Annotated in this window: 16 protein-coding genes; 7 read left to right on the top strand and 9 right to left on the bottom strand. The window is 70.6% G+C overall.

Annotation, left to right across the window (positions count from 1 at the left end; genetic code table 11):
- The first annotated feature begins 2 nt into the window (after window positions 1-2).
- The 4 genes from JOM49_RS12305 to JOM49_RS12290 all read left to right on the top strand — a co-directional run bounded on the left by JOM49_RS12305 (window position 3) and on the right by JOM49_RS12290 (window position 4,421).
- Window positions 3-185 (top strand): hypothetical protein, encoded by a 183-nt coding sequence (locus tag JOM49_RS12305; protein WP_209664426.1) that lies wholly within the window; start codon window positions 3-5, stop codon window positions 183-185.
- A gap of 221 nt (window positions 186-406) precedes the next feature.
- Window positions 407-937: a hypothetical protein gene (locus tag JOM49_RS12300; protein ID WP_209664425.1), complete on the top strand. Its 531-nt coding sequence runs from the start codon at window positions 407-409 to the stop codon at window positions 935-937.
- Between the two features lie 21 nt (window positions 938-958).
- Window positions 959-1,438: a thioredoxin-dependent thiol peroxidase gene (gene bcp, locus JOM49_RS12295; RefSeq protein WP_209664424.1), complete on the top strand. Its 480-nt coding sequence runs from the start codon at window positions 959-961 to the stop codon at window positions 1,436-1,438.
- Between the two features lies 1 nt (window position 1,439).
- Window positions 1,440-4,421: an NACHT domain-containing protein gene (locus JOM49_RS12290; RefSeq protein ID WP_209664423.1), complete on the top strand. Its 2,982-nt coding sequence runs from the start codon at window positions 1,440-1,442 to the stop codon at window positions 4,419-4,421.
- Here JOM49_RS12290 and rdgB read toward each other — a convergent pair.
- Window positions 4,414-5,019: an RdgB/HAM1 family non-canonical purine NTP pyrophosphatase gene (gene rdgB / locus JOM49_RS12285; protein WP_209664422.1), complete on the bottom strand. Its 606-nt coding sequence runs from the start codon at window positions 5,017-5,019 to the stop codon at window positions 4,414-4,416. The two genes, JOM49_RS12290 and rdgB, sit on opposite strands and share 8 nt — an antisense overlap.
- Entirely contained in the window at window positions 5,016-5,789 is a 774-nt protein-coding gene (gene rph / locus JOM49_RS12280; protein ID WP_209664421.1) for a ribonuclease PH, read from the bottom strand. The genes rdgB and rph overlap by 4 nt, the downstream gene beginning before the upstream one ends.
- Before the next feature lie 90 nt (window positions 5,790-5,879).
- Between rph and JOM49_RS12275 the strand changes: the two genes are divergently transcribed.
- Complete coding sequence (locus JOM49_RS12275; RefSeq protein ID WP_245369305.1) at window positions 5,880-6,692, top strand: hypothetical protein; 813 nt, start codon at window positions 5,880-5,882, stop codon at window positions 6,690-6,692.
- On the opposite strand, the gene JOM49_RS12270 is transcribed toward JOM49_RS12275, so the two are convergent.
- Genes JOM49_RS12270 through JOM49_RS12260 form a run of 3 tightly spaced genes read right to left on the bottom strand, consistent with a single transcriptional unit; the run spans window position 6,689 to window position 8,942 of the window.
- On the bottom strand, window positions 6,689-7,459 hold the full coding sequence (locus JOM49_RS12270) for an MBL fold metallo-hydrolase (protein ID WP_209664420.1): 771 nt from the start codon (window positions 7,457-7,459) through the stop codon (window positions 6,689-6,691). The genes JOM49_RS12275 and JOM49_RS12270 overlap by 4 nt on opposite strands.
- 26 nt (window positions 7,460-7,485) lie before the next feature.
- The gene (gene murI / locus JOM49_RS12265; RefSeq protein WP_209664419.1) at window positions 7,486-8,286 is read right to left on the bottom strand and encodes a glutamate racemase; all 801 of its coding nucleotides are present in this window, start codon (window positions 8,284-8,286) and stop codon (window positions 7,486-7,488) included.
- Complete coding sequence (locus tag JOM49_RS12260) at window positions 8,283-8,942, bottom strand: rhomboid family protein (RefSeq protein WP_209664418.1); 660 nt, start codon at window positions 8,940-8,942, stop codon at window positions 8,283-8,285. The genes murI and JOM49_RS12260 overlap by 4 nt, the downstream gene beginning before the upstream one ends.
- Window positions 8,943-9,066: 124 nt before the next feature.
- On the opposite strand from JOM49_RS12260, the gene JOM49_RS12255 reads away from it, so the two are divergent.
- Window positions 9,067-12,159, top strand: coding sequence for an amidohydrolase family protein (locus JOM49_RS12255; protein ID WP_209664417.1), 3,093 nt, complete (start codon window positions 9,067-9,069; stop codon window positions 12,157-12,159).
- On the opposite strand, the gene JOM49_RS12250 is transcribed toward JOM49_RS12255, so the two are convergent.
- The gene (locus JOM49_RS12250; RefSeq protein ID WP_209664416.1) at window positions 12,156-12,806 is read right to left on the bottom strand and encodes a rhomboid family intramembrane serine protease; all 651 of its coding nucleotides are present in this window, start codon (window positions 12,804-12,806) and stop codon (window positions 12,156-12,158) included. The two genes, JOM49_RS12255 and JOM49_RS12250, sit on opposite strands and share 4 nt — an antisense overlap.
- An 80-nt stretch (window positions 12,807-12,886) precedes the next feature.
- On the opposite strand from JOM49_RS12250, the gene JOM49_RS12245 reads away from it, so the two are divergent.
- On the top strand, window positions 12,887-13,405 hold the full coding sequence (locus JOM49_RS12245; protein WP_209664415.1) for a methylated-DNA--[protein]-cysteine S-methyltransferase: 519 nt from the start codon (window positions 12,887-12,889) through the stop codon (window positions 13,403-13,405).
- Between the two features lie 302 nt (window positions 13,406-13,707).
- On the opposite strand, the gene JOM49_RS12240 is transcribed toward JOM49_RS12245, so the two are convergent.
- Genes JOM49_RS12240 through JOM49_RS12230 form a run of 3 tightly spaced genes read right to left on the bottom strand, consistent with a single transcriptional unit; the run spans window position 13,708 to window position 15,408 of the window.
- Window positions 13,708-14,658, bottom strand: coding sequence for a PLP-dependent cysteine synthase family protein (locus JOM49_RS12240; RefSeq protein WP_209664414.1), 951 nt, complete (start codon window positions 14,656-14,658; stop codon window positions 13,708-13,710).
- A 3-nt stretch (window positions 14,659-14,661) separates the two neighbouring features.
- Window positions 14,662-14,940 (bottom strand): MoaD/ThiS family protein, encoded by a 279-nt coding sequence (locus tag JOM49_RS12235; RefSeq protein ID WP_153035571.1) that lies wholly within the window; start codon window positions 14,938-14,940, stop codon window positions 14,662-14,664.
- Between the two features lie 57 nt (window positions 14,941-14,997).
- The gene (locus JOM49_RS12230) at window positions 14,998-15,408 is read right to left on the bottom strand and encodes a M67 family metallopeptidase (RefSeq protein WP_209664413.1); all 411 of its coding nucleotides are present in this window, start codon (window positions 15,406-15,408) and stop codon (window positions 14,998-15,000) included.
- Window positions 15,409-15,413: the final 5 nt, after the last annotated feature.

Raw genomic sequence — 15,413 nt, 5'->3', positions numbered from 1 at the left:
CGGTGCCCGCGAAGAACCCGTTCCGCTGGCTCGGGGCCTGGGCCGACTGGTTCGAGGCCCGCGGCGTCTACGTGCCCGGCGAGGACACCCGGCCGGTGAACCCGTGGCGCGACTTCGGCTGGCTGGTGGTGGCCTGGCTGGCCGGCCTGGCGACCTTCGTGCTGTTCTTCGCGCTGGCGGTCTGAGGCGCCTCTTCTGAACACTGACACTTGCGTGACGACTGTCACCCGGCGTACGGGATCGGTCACGGATCGGCCACGGCCCGACGTCAGCTCCGCGTCAACCACCCCACTTGGCTCGCACGTACCGCACGGTACGTAGAGAGTGGAGCGCGTCGGCCGAAATACCTACGCCGAACGGACCATCGAGGCCCGTCGACACCATCGGATGATGAGGAGAAGCGCCAGTGCGCTCGCGGAGACCCCTGCTGCTCGCTTGCGTACTGCTGGCGACCGCGGGCTGCGGCGCCGCCCCGATGGACGCGAACACCGCGATGACCCTGCCGGCCACCGAACCGGCCGCGCAGGCCATGGTGCCCGCCGAGAGCCGCGTCGACTTCGGCCGCGAGTTCCGCTTCCCGGACGGCGTGACCGTGCTCGTGTCCACCCCGAGGACCTTCCAGCCCAGCGAGACCGCCTATCCGCGGTGCGCGCGGGCGGTGGCCTTCGAGGTGAACCTGCTCAACGAAGGCAAGCAGCCGTACCGCCTCTCGGGCTTCTCCGCCTCGGCCACCGTCTCCGGCGAGCCCGCCAAGCAGGTGGTCGACTCCGCGCAGGGGTTCACCGGCATCGTCGACGCCGCGAAGGACATCGAGCCGGGCCGCAACGTCCGGCTGAACTTCGCCTTCGCCATGCCCGCCGACCCGGTGGAACTGAAGATGTCCGTGCGGACGGGGCCGGAGAGCGTGGCTTCCGCGCTGTACACCGGGCAGGCGTGAGCACCCGGTAATCTGCCGGGCATGAGCGAGCAGCAGCGGCTTTCCCCCGGCGACGCGGCCCCCGACTTCACCCTGACCGACAGCACGGGCGCCGAGGTCTCGCTGTCGGACTTCCGCGGGCAGTACGTGATCGTCTACTTCTACCCGGCCGCGGGCACCCCGGGCTGCACCAAGCAGGCGTGCGACTTCCGGGACAACCTCGGCGAGCTGAACGGCGCCGGGTACCAGGTGCTCGGCATCTCCCCGGACAAGCCGGAGAAGCTGGCGAAGTTCGTCGAAGCCGAGGGGCTGACCTTCCCGCTGCTGGCCGACCCGGACAAGACCGTGCTCACCGAATGGGCCGCGTTCGGCGAGAAGAAGAACTACGGCCGCGTGGTGCAGGGCGTGATCCGGTCCACCTTCGTGGTCGACCCCGACGGCAAGATCGCCAAGGCGCTGTACAACGTGCGCGCCACCGGGCACGTGGCGAAGCTGATCAGGGACCTCGGCGTCTCCGCCTGACGTGGCCGGTCTGGAGGCCGCGGCGCTGAAGCTGGGCGGCTCGGTCGCGCAGTACGCGGCCCGGTTCTGGCTCCAGCGCCGCAAGGGCCGGTTCGAGCGGTCGGCGAGCCTGGCGGAGCTGGCCGAGCAGGAGCTGGGCGGGCCGCTCAAGCGCCGCAATCTGGACAACCTCGTCGACCGCGTCGAAACGCTGGTCGCCGAGCAACTGGCGCCGGTGCTGGAAAGCCGGTTCGCCGCGTTGCCGGACAACGAGGTCGAGGCCGCCGTGCTGGCGGTGACCGACGTGCTCCGGCAGGTCGACCTCTCCGACGAGGCGCTGCTGGCCGACGACGCGGACCCGGAGGCACTGGCCCGCCGCGTGCGCGCGCAGTTCGCGGACCGGCCCGCGCAGGTGGCGCTCGCCGAGCGGGCCTGGCCGTTGTACGAGTTCGCGCTCGACCAGTCGTGCCGCCACCTGGTGCAGGTCGTGCGGTACCTGCCCGCGTTCCAGCCCGCCGCGCTGGCCGAGGTGCTCGCCCGGCTGAGCCGGCTGGAGGACCTGCTCACCAAGGCGCCGGTCACCACCCTGCTCGCGCCACGCGGCACCGACCACGACACCGAGTTCCGGCAGACCTACCTGCGGGCGCTGGCGAAGTCGCTCGACCGGCTGGAGCTGCTCGGCCTGCCCGCCGACGAGCAACCGCGGTTGCCGCTGACCGTCGCGTACCTGAGCCTGCGGGTGTCCACGCCGGTGGGGCACCACCTGGAAGAACCGTGGCGCGGGGAGATGCCGGTCGAATGGGCCGTCGGCCGCACCGGGCGCACGCTTCTGCGGGGAGAAGCCGGTTCGGGCAAGACGACGCTGCTGCACTGGCTCGCGGTGACGGCCTCGCGCTGCGAGTTCGGCGGTGAGCTGCGCGGGTGGAACGGGCTGGTGCCGTTCGTGGTGCGGTTGCGGACCTTCGCGGGCGGCGACCTGCCCGCGCCGGAGGAGTTCGTCGCACACGGCGTGAGCGCGATCAGCGGGCTGATGCCGCCCGGCTGGGTCCACCGGGTGCTGCACACCGGCGCGATCCTGCTGGTCGACGGCGTGGACGAGGTCCCGGCGGCCCGTCGTCGTGAGGTGAAAGCCTGGCTGCGGCAACTGCTCGACGCCTACCCCGAGGTGAAGGTGGTGGTCACCGCCCGCCCGGCGGCGGCCGACCAGGGGTGGCTGTCCGAAGAGGACTTCACCGCCGTGGTGCTCGCCCCGATGGGACCGACGAACGTCCGCGCCTTCCTCCAGCGCTGGCACGACGCCGCCGAATCCGCGGGCGTGCGGGCCGAGGTGGCGACCGCGCACCGGCGGCTGATCGCCCAGCTGGAACGCCCGCACCTGCGCGAGCTGGCCGCGAGCCCGTTGCTGTGCGCCATGTTGTGCGCGCTGAACCTGGCGCACCGCGCGAGCCTGCCGACCAGCCGGATGGACCTGTACGCCAAGGCGCTGGCGATGTTGCTGCACCTGCGTGACGCCGAACGCGGCATCAGTGCCCTGCTGGCGGATGCCGAGAAGCGGGTCCTGCTGCGTGACCTGGCTTGGCGGCTGACCCTGGCGAACCGCGTCGAACTCGCCCGCGACGACGCCCTGCGGCACCTGACCGCCAAGCTGCCCGCGATGCCTAACGTCACCGCGGATCCCGAGGCGCTGCTGACGCACCTGCTGGAACGCAGCGGGGTGCTGCGGGAGCCGGTGCCCGGCCGGGTGGATTTCGTGCACCGGACGTTCCAGGAGTACCTGGCCGCCGACGAAGCCGTGCAGCAGCACCACATCCCGACGCTGCTGGCGCACGCCCACCTGGACACCTGGCGGGAAACCGTGGTGATGGCCTGCGGTCACGCGACCGCGCGCCAGGCGAGCGAACTGGTCGACGGCCTGCTGGACCGGGCCGCCGAAGAACGCCGCCACGCCCGGCGCCTGCGGTTGCTGGCGGCCGCGTGCCTGGAAACCGTGCAGGACATCGACCCCACCACCCACACCCGGGTCGACGAGGCACTCCGGAAACTGGTGCCACCACGGGATTCGCGGGAAACGAGCTCACTGGCCACGGTCGGGCACCGGCTGCTGAAGCACCTGCCCACGAACCTCACGGAACTCTCCGACGCGAAGGCGGCGGCCACCGTCCGAGTCGCCGCCCTGACCGGCGACGATGCCGCCATCCCGTTGCTCGCCGGATACGCCCGCGACCCGCGGGACGGGGTGCAGGAGGAACTGCAGCAGGGCTGGCTGTACTTCGAGCCGGAGCGGTACGCGGACGAAGTGCTCGCCGACGCCCCCTTGCGCAAGGGCTGGCTGGTCGTCCGTTCGCTCAAGTGCCTGCCCCACGTGTCCAGGCTGGCGCACCTCGGGCAACTCTCGCTCTACACCGATCCGCCCGAGGACTTCCGCGACCTCGGCGAGCTGCCGAAGCTCGACGACCTGATGTTCTTCGGCGACCCGGACCGGCCGATGGACCTGCGCTGGCTTCGCGACCACCCGCGCCTGCGGCGGCTGCGCGTGTACCGGGCACACCACTTCACCGGCCTGGCCACCCTCGCCGACCTGCCCGACCTCGTCGAACTCGGGCTCAGCCAGACCAAAGCGTGGGGTGAGCTGGACTTCCTCCGCCACACCCCGCGCCTGTCCTGGCTGGGCCTGGACGACACCGGCACGCTGCCGAACCTGGACGCCCTGCACGACCTGCCGGAGCTGCGGCACCTCGTGCTCACCGGGTACTCCAGCGACTGCCTCGCCGCGACCACCCCGTTGAGCAGGCTGAAAAGCCTCGGGCTGCACGACCAGGAACCGGAACTGGCCGCGGTGCCCGCTGCCTTCCCGGAACTGGTCGTGCTTTCCCTCCGCCCGGCCAGCAGCCGGACCGACCTGTCGCCGTTGCGTGAACTACCGCTGAAAACCCTGATCCTGCAGAACTACGACGGTGCCGACCTCAGCGTGCTGAACCCGAACACCAAGATCAGGATCATCTGACCAGGGAACGCAGTTGCGGCAGCAGGGCACGCAGGGCCCGGCCCCGGTGGGACAAAGCGTCCTTTTCGGACGGATCCAGTTCCGCCGAAGTCCGCGTTTCGCCTTCCGGGACGAAGATCGGGTCGTAGCCGAAGCCGTTGCTGCCGCGTTCTTCCCGCAGCAGCACACCTCGCCACTCCCCGCGGACCACGAGTTCCTCGCCATCCGGGACCACCAGGGCCGCGGCACAGACGAAAGCCGCGCCTCGGCGCTCGTCCGGGGTGTCGGAGAGCTGCGCCAGCACCAGGTCCAGGTTCGCCTGGTCGTCGCCGTGCCCGCCGGACCAGCGCGCCGACAGCACGCCCGGCATGCCGTTGAGCGCGTCGACCGCCAGACCCGAGTCGTCGGCGACCGAGGGCAGGCCGGTGGCCGCCGCCGCGTCACGGGCCTTGGCGAGCGCGTTCTCCTCGAAGGTGGCCCCGGTTTCCGGCGCCTCGGGGAACTCCGGCACGTCCCCGAGGCCGACGACCTCGATGCCGCCGAGCCCTTCCGCGTCCAGGATCCGGCGCAGTTCCCCGAGCTTCTTGGCGTTGCGGGAGGCGACCAGCAGCCTGGTCACTTCTTGGCCTTCTTGTCCGGCTTCGGCTCCGGCAGCTCACCGGGGTAGGGCAGGGCCAGCGCCTCGTTCTGCTTCTCCACCAGCTGCGCGCACCCGGCCAGCGCGAAGTCCAGCATGGTGTCCAAAGTGGACCGCTGGAAGGTGGCGCCCTCGCCGGTGCCCTGGACCTCGATCAGCGTGCCGGCGTCGGTGGCCACCACGTTCATGTCCACTTCGGCCCGCGAGTCCTCCTCGTACGGCAGATCGAGCCGCACGCGGCCGTCGACGACGCCGACGCTGACCGCGGCCACCGAGGTGGCCAGCGGCTGCGGGTCGGCCAGCCGGTTCGCCGCGCCGAGCCAGGTGATGGCGTCGGCGAGGGCGACGTAGGCGCCGGTGATCGCCGCGGTCCGGGTGCCGCCGTCGGCCTGGATGACGTCGCAGTCGATCATGATCGTGTTCTCGCCGAGCGCGGCGAGGTCGATGCAGGCGCGCAGGGACCGCCCGATCAGGCGGCTGATCTCGTGCGTGCGGCCGCCGACCCGGCCCTTGACCGATTCGCGGTCGCTGCGGGTGTTGGTGGCCGAGGGCAGCATCGCGTACTCAGCGGTGATCCAGCCGAGCCCGGAACCGGCCCGCCACCTCGGCACACCCTCGTTCACGCTGGCCGCGCAGAGCACTCTGGTCTTGCCGAATTCGATCAGCACCGATCCGGCCGGCCACTGCTGGAAGCCGCGGGTGATCTTGACTTCGCGGAGCTGGTCGTCGTTCCTGCCGTCTTTTCTCGCCACCCGTGCACTCTAGAACGCCCTCCCGGGTACTTGTTGACCGGTGCGGACGCGATTACCGTCTGCGTGCGCCGTACTCACTGGGGAGGTCCGATGAACCGGATCCGCGCCGTCCTGCTCACCCTGTTGAGCGCCCTCCTGATCGGCGGTGCGGCACCGGCCGTGGCGCACGCCGAGGACTGCACCGCCACGCTGGAATGCACCGCCGAGGACATCAACCTGATGAGCATGCCCGAGCGGCTCGCGTTCGTGCGCGAGATGTCCGCCGGGCCCGCCGCGGAACTGCTGCCGGGGTACGCGCCGCGCTGGCGCAACATCGAAGGCATCATCGACTTCTTTCGTGACCACGAAATGGGCGCGCCGGGCAGCTGGGCGTCCTATGTGGACGCGGGCATCGTGGAGGGCATCGAGCGCGGGCTGGCCATCGCGCTCGGCCGGAGCACCGACACCTACGGCAACCCGGGTTCGGCGCTGTGGGCCGACTACCTGACCAAGCTGCGCAACGGGAAGCTGACCGGCCGGGCCGCGCACGACCGCGCCTGGAGCCTGGCCGAACAGGCCTCCACCGAACACGGCGTGCGGCTGGCCGAAGACGTCCACGGCGTGGCCCCGAGTGCGGTGGAGGAGCGGTTCTTCGCCTACTCCGAGTTCTACCGCTGGGTGCTGCGCAACCGCCCACCGCTGCTGGACCTGCTCTCCCCCGGCGGCGTCCCCGGCTCGCCCCAGCAGATCACCTTCCTCGACTGGTTCACCGACGTCACCAACGACACCCCGTCCCGCAAGGGCGCCGAACTGGCACTGGACCTCGCCGAATTCGACCTGCCGGGCAGCACGTTCAGCATGCTGTGGCTGGCCAACGCCTACTTCCACGAACTACTGGACGACTACCTCGCCGACGTCGCTTAGATCTCGTACTCGTCGCCGACTTCGACCAGGCGGGTGTCGCCGTTGAAGGTGGTGTGGGCTTCTGCCAGGACGGCGTCACCGTCGGTCCAGGGCAGGACGTGGGTGAGCAGCAGCTTTCCGGCGCCTGTCCGCGCGGCCAGTGCCCCGGCCTCGACGCCGGAGAGGTGCATGCCGGCCGGCCGGGTGAGGTCGTGCGTCCAGGAGGCTTCGGCCAGGAGGACGTCCACGCCGTCGGCCAGGCGGTCCAGCTCGTCGGTGACGGCGGTGTCGCCGGTGAAGGCGAGAGTCCGTCCCTCAGCGGTGATCCGGAAGCCGTACGCCTCGCACGGGTGCACGACCGGCACCGGCAGCACCTCGAAAGGCCCGAGCTGGAACGCCTCCCCGCTGAGCGGGCGGAAGTCGAAGACGTCGGCGAGGTCGGTGTCGGCGAGCTCCACCGCGTCCGGCGCATACGCCCTGGCTAGGCGCGTCGCCGACTCCGACGGGCCGTGCAGCGGCAGGCGTGGCAGGGCCCGGCCGCCCAGCACCGAGGGGTGGAACCGCCGCAGCACGGTCAGCGCGGTGACGTCCGCGCAGTGGTCCGCGTGCAGGTGCGACAGCAGCATCGCGTCCACCTCGAGCGGATCCGCGTGGCGCTGCAACTCGGCCAGCGTCCCGTTCCCGAGATCCATCAGCAGCCGGAAACCCGAGGCTTCGAGCAGGTAGCCGGAGGCCGGCTTGTCCGGACAGGGCACGCTGCCCGAGCAACCGAGGATCGTCAATCGCACCCCCGGCACTCTGCCATGTGGACCCGCTAACCGCTCATGGCCGAGAACACACCTGGGGTGAATCCCATGAATCGCTGCGCCAGCCGGGTGAAGGGTTCGGCGGAGCCCGTGGCGGTGAACTCGTGCCGCGGCGGTTCGCCCGGCTCGGCCAGCAGGTCCAGCTCGGTGAGCACGCGCACCACGTCCTTGGCCGTCTCCTCGGCGCTGGACACCAGCGTGACCTCCTGGCCCATCACGATCTGCAGCACACCGGTGAGCAACGGGTAGTGGGTGCAGCCGAGCACCAGGGTGTCCACCTCCGCCCGCAGCAGCGGCTCGAGGTAGCCCTGGGCCAGGCCGAGCACCTGGCGCCCGGAGGTCACGCCCCGTTCCACGAAGTCGACGAACCGCGGGCACGCGACGCTGCTCACCCGCACGTCCTTGGCCGCGGCGAACGCGTCCTCGTAGGCGCGGGAGCGGATGGTGCCTTCGGTGCCGATCACGCCGATCCGGCCGGAGTGCGTGGCGGCGACCGCGCGCCGCACCGCCGGGAGCACGACCTCGACGACCGGCACGTCGTACCGTTCGCGGGCGTCACGCAGGCAGGCGGCCGAGGCGGTGTTGCAGGCGATCACCAGCGCCTTGACCCCGCTGGCGACCAGGTCGTCCAGCGCGGCCAGCGCCAGCTCACGGGCCCGCGCGATCGGCAGCGGGCCGTAGGGGTTGTGCGCGGTGTCGCCGACGTACCGGAGCTGCTCGCCGGGCAGCTGGTCGACGATCGCCCTGGCGACCGTGAGCCCGCCGACGCCGGAATCGAAGACGCCGATGGGAGCACGGGAGTCGGTCACACGTCGAGATTACCGGGGGTCGCCGGAGCGGGCTTGACCGCTCGTTTGCGGCTGACCAGCCACGCCGCGAGCACGCCCGAGAGCGCCCCGAACAGGTGGCCCTGCCAGGAGATGTTGGGATCGGTGGGCAGCACGCCCCAGATCATCCCGCCCCAGATCGCGAGCAGCGCCAGCGCTACACCCAGTTGCGGCCAGCTGCGGTTGAACAGCCCGCGCACCAGCAGGAAGGCCAGCCAGCCGAAGGCGAGCCCGGAGGCACCGACGGTGACCGCGTCACCCGGGCCGACCAGCCACACGCCGAGCCCGCCGACCACCCAGATGATGCCGGTGACCACCACGAACCGGCCGATCCCGCCCGCCATCGCGAGGAAGGCGAAGACCAGCACCGGGATGGTGTTGGCGAACAGGTGACCCCAGCCGTCGTGCAGCGCGGGCGCCCAGATGACGCCGTCGAGGCCGCCGAGCGTGCGGGCCTGGATGCCGCCGTTGTCCAGGTTGGCCGGCAGGATCACGTCCACCAGTTCGACCAGGTAGAGCAGGACGACGAATCCCAGCGCGAGCAGCGCCGCGGCCTTCGGCTTGGCGGGCAGGACGCGTTTCGCCGGGTCGGTGGCCGGCGTGCCGCCGCCGGTGGGCTGCGCTGGGAGTGTGCTCACGAATTCCAGGCTAGGCGCCCGCGCCCGGCCACGCCTCGGGTGAAATCCCTGATGTCGGACTCGGGGAAGTCGATCTGGACGGGGCCTGCGCGTACCGGCATAGTTTGCGCGGGAGGTGGTGGGAATGTCACCCGAAAGCCTGTCCCGCCGTGAGATGTTCCTTCGCAGCGGCCTGCTCGCCGCCGGTCTGGGCGTGACCGATCCGCTCGCCGTGGCGCTGGCCGGGGAACCCGGCGGCACCGCCGAAGTCGACGGCCGTGCTGGGGTGCGGCTGCGAGAAGGCACCAATTTCTCCGTCACGCCGTCCCCGGACGGCAGCACGCTCGCGATGGACCTGGTCACCGGCATCTGGCTGCTGCCGGCGACCGGTGGCAAGGCCCGGCGGCTGACCGACGACCTGCAGGAAGCGACGCTGCCGTCGTGGTCACCGGACGGCCGGTCGCTGGTGTTCCAGTCCTACCGCGACGGCAACTACCACCTGTATTCGCTGGAGGTCGCGGGCGGCACACCCCGTCAGCTCACCAGCGGCCCCCACGACCACCGCGAGCCGGTTTTCTCGCCGGACGGCAAGCGGATCGTGTTCAGCAGCGACCGCGGCGGCAGCTACGGCATCTGGCTGCTCGACCCGGCGTCCGGCGCGGTCGAGGCGCTGACCGACACCCCGGCCGAGGAAAGCGCGCCGCGCTGGTCGCGGGACGGGCAGCGCGTGCTTTTCACCGTCGACGAGACCGCCATCGACGTGGTCACCGTGGCCACCGGCGAGCGCACCAGGGCACTGACCGCGCCCGCGGGCGGCAAGATCTACGGGCCCGCCTTCGGCCCCGACGACCGGACCCCCGGCTACCTGCTCCTGCGTGGCGCGACCGCCGACCTGATGCTCGGCGACCAGCGGGTGACCCAGGGCGAGGATGTTTTCGGCTTCGCCGCGACCTGGACCACCGACGGCGTGCTGTACACCGCCGACGGCCGCATCCGCCGTCGCGACGGTGCCGGGTCCACTGTGGACATCCCGTTCGAGGCGGTGGTGCCGATCACGCGTCGGGACTACCGGCACCGGGTGCGCGACCTCGATTCACTGGCGCCGCAGTCGGTGCGCGGCATCGCGAGCCCGGTGGTCTCCCCGGACGGCAAGCAACTCGCCTTCCGCGCGCTGAACGCGCTGTACCTGGCGCCGACCGGTGGCGGCAGGCCGCAGCGGCTCACCGAGGACCAGTACTTCAGCTCCGACCCCGACTTTTCCCCGGACGGCCGGACCCTCGTCTACGCCAGCGACCGGCTCGGCACGGCCGACCTGTGGCTGCGTGACCTGGCGTCGGGCCAGGACACCGTGCTCACCGCGCTGCCCGGCGCGCAGGTCGCGCCGCGCTGGTCGCCGGACGGCGGCCGGATCGCCTACACCGACCAGGACGGCGCGCTGTGGACACTGGACGTGGCCACCAAGGAGGTCCGGCAGCTGACCCCGGCGTTGTTCATGCCGGGCAGGCCGAGCTGGTCGGCCGACGGCAGCACGATCGCGCTCGCCGCGGTGAAGCCGTTCTCCAAGCGGTTCCGCGAGGGCACCAGCCAGATCCTGACCGTGCCGGTGGCGGGCGGCGAGCTGACCTACACCGAGCCGATGCCGTTCCGGTCGCTCGCGACCCGCGGTGACGACGGCCCGCTGTTCTCGCCGGACGGCAAGCGCCTGGCGTTCACCGTGGAAAGCACCGCGTGGGTGGTCCCGGTCGACGGCAAGGGCACGTTCCTCGGCGAACCGGTGCAGGTGACGCGCGAGGTCACCGACTCGCTGGCCTGGCTGGACAACGGCACGCTCGTCTACCTCTGCAAGGGCGAGCTGCGCCGGATCGCCGTGGACGGCGGGAAACCGCGCACGATCCGCCTCGATTTCAGCTGGCGCAGGCCGAAACCGGCGTCGCGCACGGTCATCCACGCCGGTGGGCTGTGGGACGGGACCGCCGAGAAGCTGCGTGAGAACGTCGACATCGTGGTGGAGGACGGGCGGATCGCGGACATCCGGCCGCACACCGGCACCGCCGACGTGGACGCGTCCGGGTTGGTGGCGATGCCCGGCCTGATCGACGCGCACAACCACTGGCACCTGCGCGGCAGGCACTGGGGTGACCGGCAGGGCAGGCTGTGGTTGTCCTACGGCGTCACCACCACGCGCTCCCCCGGCGACCCGGTGTACCAGATGCTCGAGACGCGGGAAGCCCTCGAATCCGGCGCCCGCCTCGGGCCGCGGTTCTTCGGTACCGGGGAAGCGATCGACGGTTCGCGCGTCTACTACAACTTCATGCGCCCGACGCTGTCGCCGGAGCAGCTTCGGTTGGAACTGGACCGGGCGGTCTCGCTCGGCTACGACCTGATCAAGACCTATGTACGGCTGCCGGTCCGGTTGCAACGCGAAACCGTGGAAGCCGCACACCGGGCGGGGATCCCGCTGTCTTCGCACTACCTGTTCCCGGCGGCGAACATCGGCATGGACGGGATGGAGCACACCGGCGCGACGAACCGGCTCGGGTACTCGCACACGGTGAGCCGGACCGGACGGGCGTACCAGGACGCGATCGAGCTGTTCGTGCGGTCCGGCATGTCGCTGACGCCGACCTTGTTCAACTCCAAGGCGCTCTACGCCGGCGACAAGTCGCTTGTGGAGGATGAGCGCACGAAGGTCCTGTTCCCGCAATGGGAGTACGACCGGCTGGTGGCCGACGCGAACGCGGCGGGCAGGCCGGAGAACGCCTACGTGCGCGAGGTGCTCGCCGCGAACGTGGACATGGTGCTGCGCGTGCACCGGGGTGGCGGGTTCGTCATCAGCGGCACGGACACCCCGCTCGACAACATCGCGATCTCGCTGCACCAGAACCTGCGGGCGATGGTCGAATTCGGCTTCACCCCGTACGAAGCGCTGGTGACCGCGACGCGCAACCCGGCGCGACGGCTGGGCCTGAGCGGACGGCTGGGTGAGCTGCGGCCGGGTGCGTACGCGGACATCTCGCTGGTCGACGGCAACCCGCTGGCCGACATCCGCGCCGCAGCGGCCGTGCGGCAGGTGCTCGTGGGTGGCCGGTTGTCGGTGGTGGACGACCTGCTGGCGCCGTTCCGCGCGCCGGGCAGCAGGACGGTGACGAACCCGGTGCTGCCGGCGAGCAGTTCGGCGCAGCGGACGCACTGGTGGCACCAGCCGGAGTGGTCCGAGCACGTCTGCTGTGGGATCTAGGGGTTTATCGCTGGTTGCGGCTTGGGTGGGCGGACCGATTTGCCGACCATCCAAGCCGCGAGGATGCCGCCGATGGCGCCGCACAGGTGGCCTTCCCAAGAGACGCCGGGTTCGGTCGGGAGCACGCCCCACAACGCGTAGCCGTAGAGCAGGAAGACGCCGACGGCGATCAGGATCTGCAGGATGCTCCGCGCGAACAGGCCGCGCACGAGGAGGAAGCTGAGCAGGCCGAAGACCAGTCCGGAGGCGCCCGCGTGCACGCCTTCGCTGCCGATCAGGAAGGTGCCGAAGCCGGCGCAGAGCCAGATGATCGTGGTCACGCCGAAGAACTGCCGCAGGCCGCCGGAGGTGGCGAGCATGCCGAGCACGAGCAGCGGCACGGAGTTCGCGGCGAGGTGGTCCCAGCCGTAGTGCAGCATCGGCGCCCAGATCAGGCCGTCCCACTGCTCGATGGTGCGCGGCCAGACGCCGTCGTCGTCGAAGGGGTGCGCGAGCACGGTGTCGACGGCCTCGATCACCCAGAGCAGGGCGACGAACCCGGTGACCACGACGAGCGAGGCCAGCGGTTTCGGCGGCACGATCCGCTTGCCGGGCGGCACCGGCGGCTTGGGCGGTCTGGCGGGTTCGGGTGCTGGTACTGGCTCCACGGTGGTGAAGCTACCCGGCGGGACCGACAGAAACGGGTGGGTTCGCGAATTTTGTCGGTGGCCGCCGGATAATGGGCGGTATGGAGACGGTGGCGTTCGGCAGCCTGGCGACCGAGGTGGGAAAGGTGCTGGTGGCGGTCACGCCAGCCGGTTTGGCGGCCACGGAGTTCGATGACACGCCGGAGCTGCGGGAGCGGATCGCCTCACGGCTCGGGCTGCCGGCGGTTTCGGATTCGGCGCGCGTGGCCCCGGTGCTGGCGGAGCTGCGCGAGTACTTCGACGGCGCGCGGGAGCGGTTCGACTTCGCCGTCGACTGGCGGCTGTACTCGGTGACGCAGCAGCGGGTGCTCGGAGCGCTCTATGAGACCGTGCCGTACGGCAAGACGGTGACCTACGGCGAACTCGCGGAACGCAGCGGCACGGGCGTGCGCGCGCGGGGGATCGGCTCGATCATGGGCAGCAACCCGATCCCGATCGTGGTGCCATGTCATCGGGTACTGGCCAGCACTGGTTTGGGGGGTTTCAGCGGCGGGGAAGGCGTTCCTTCGAAGCGGCAGCTGCTTACGTTGGAGGGGCATTTGCCGCCTGGGTTGTGGTGAATTCTTTCTTGGGGGAGACGGGCGGGAGCCACCCCGCTTATTGATTGTGACGACGGCGGGGGTTCCTTTGTCAAGGCTGGGAAGCGTGCCTTGACAAAGGAACCCCCACCGTGTTTTGGCTTGGGATCGGGGTGGGAAGGGGACGTGTGGGTGCTCCTCGTGTTTGCTGCCCGGCTCGCCTTGCGATTGAGGGAGGTGCCGTGAATGTGGCTTTCACGGCGCCTGTCGGCGGGGGGGTGGGGTGTCACGAATGTGGCTTTCGGGACGTTATTCGTCTCGAAAGCCACATTCGTGACATCGGGCTAGGCCCAGAGTTCGCCGTCCAGGCGGGCGGCGGCGTCGTCCAGGGTGCCGCTGTAGGCGCCGGTGGAGAGGTACTTCCACCCGGCGTCCGCGACCACGAAGGCCACGTCCGCCGGTTCGCCGCGGGCGGCTGCCTTCTCGGCGACCGCCAGTGCCGCGTGCAACACCGCGCCCGTCGAGATGCCCGCGAAGATGCCTTCGTGCTCCAGCAGCTCCCGGGTCCGGCGCAGCGCGTCGTAGGCGCCGACCGAGTATCGCCCGTTCAGCACGCTCGGGTCGTACAGCTCCGGCACGAAACCCTCATCGATGTTCCGCAGCCCGTACACGAGCTCCCCGTACCGCGGCTCGGCGGCGATGATCTGCACGTCCGGCTTCGCCTCGTGCAGGTACCGCCCCACCCCGACCAGGGTGCCCGTGGTGCCGAGCCCGCCGACGAAGTGGGTGAGCGTGGGCAGGTCCTTCAACAGCTCCGGCCCGGTCCCCCGGTAGTGCGCGTCGGCGTTGGCCGGGTTGCCGTACTGGTAGAGCATCACCCATTCCGGGTTGGCCTTGGCCAGTTCCTTCGCCCGCCGGACCGCCTCGTTCGACCCACCGGCCGCCGGGGAGAACACGATCCGGGCGCCGTAGGCCTGCAACAACTGCTTGCGCTCCGCCGAGGTGTTCTCCGGCATCACGCAAACCAGCCCGTAGCCCTTGAGCTTGGCCGCCATCGCCAGCGCGATCCCGGTGTTGCCCGAGGTCGGCTCGAGGATGGTGGCCCCACGCCGCAGCGTGCCCTCGCGCTCGGCGGCCTCGATCATCGCCAGCGCGGGCCGGTCCTTGATCGAACCGGTCGGGTTGCGGTCCTCGAGTTTGGCCCACAACCGCACGTCGTGGGTCGGCGAGAGCCGGGGCAACCCCACCAGCGGGGTGCCGCCGAGCGCGTCGAGCAGCGACTCGTAGCGCGCCATGGCCTAGCGCGCGCCGCCGGCCACCGCGGGCAGGATGGTCAGCGTGTCGCCGTCCTTGACCTCGGCCTCCAGCCCACCGGCGAACCGGACGTCCTCATCGTTGACGTAGACGTTGATGAACCGGTGCAGCTTCTCGTCCTTGACCAGGCGCGCCTTGATACCACCGTGGCGGCTCTCCACGTCGTCGATCACCTCGAGCACCGTCTTGCCGGACGCCTCGACGGACTTCTCGCCGCCGGTGTGCGTCCGCAGGATGGTCGGGATGGACACGTTCACGGCCATGGATCTCTACCTCCGCTGGGGATCTCTCGTAATGGGCTGACGTTCGGGCGAGGGCGGTTATTCCTCGATTTCGACCGGCTCCTCGGTGATCTCACCGTCGACGATCCGGTACGACCGGAATTCGTGCACCTCGGGGTCCCTGGTGGAGACCAGGACGTAGTGCGCGAACGGTTCGGACGCGATGGAGGCGTCGGTGCGCGAGGGGTAGGCCTCGGTGGCGGTGTGCGAGTGGTAGATCACCACGGGCACCTCGTCGTTGGCGGCCATCTCGCGGTAAAGCCTTAGCTGATCACCGGAGTCGAACTGGTAGAACGTCGGCGAGCGCGCCGCGTTCAGCATGGGGATGAACCGCTCTGGGCGGTCCGAGCCGTCATCCGGCCCGGCGATCACCCCGCACGCCTCGTCCGGGTGGTCCCGGCGGGCGTGCGCGACGATCTCGTCGACTAGTTCACGGCGGATCCGAAGCACGATCA

Origin of the sequence: Amycolatopsis magusensis (assembly GCF_017875555.1) — a bacterium.
GTDB lineage: Bacteria > Actinomycetota > Actinomycetes > Mycobacteriales > Pseudonocardiaceae > Amycolatopsis > Amycolatopsis magusensis.
This window is presented reverse-complemented; position numbering and strand designations above follow the sequence as displayed.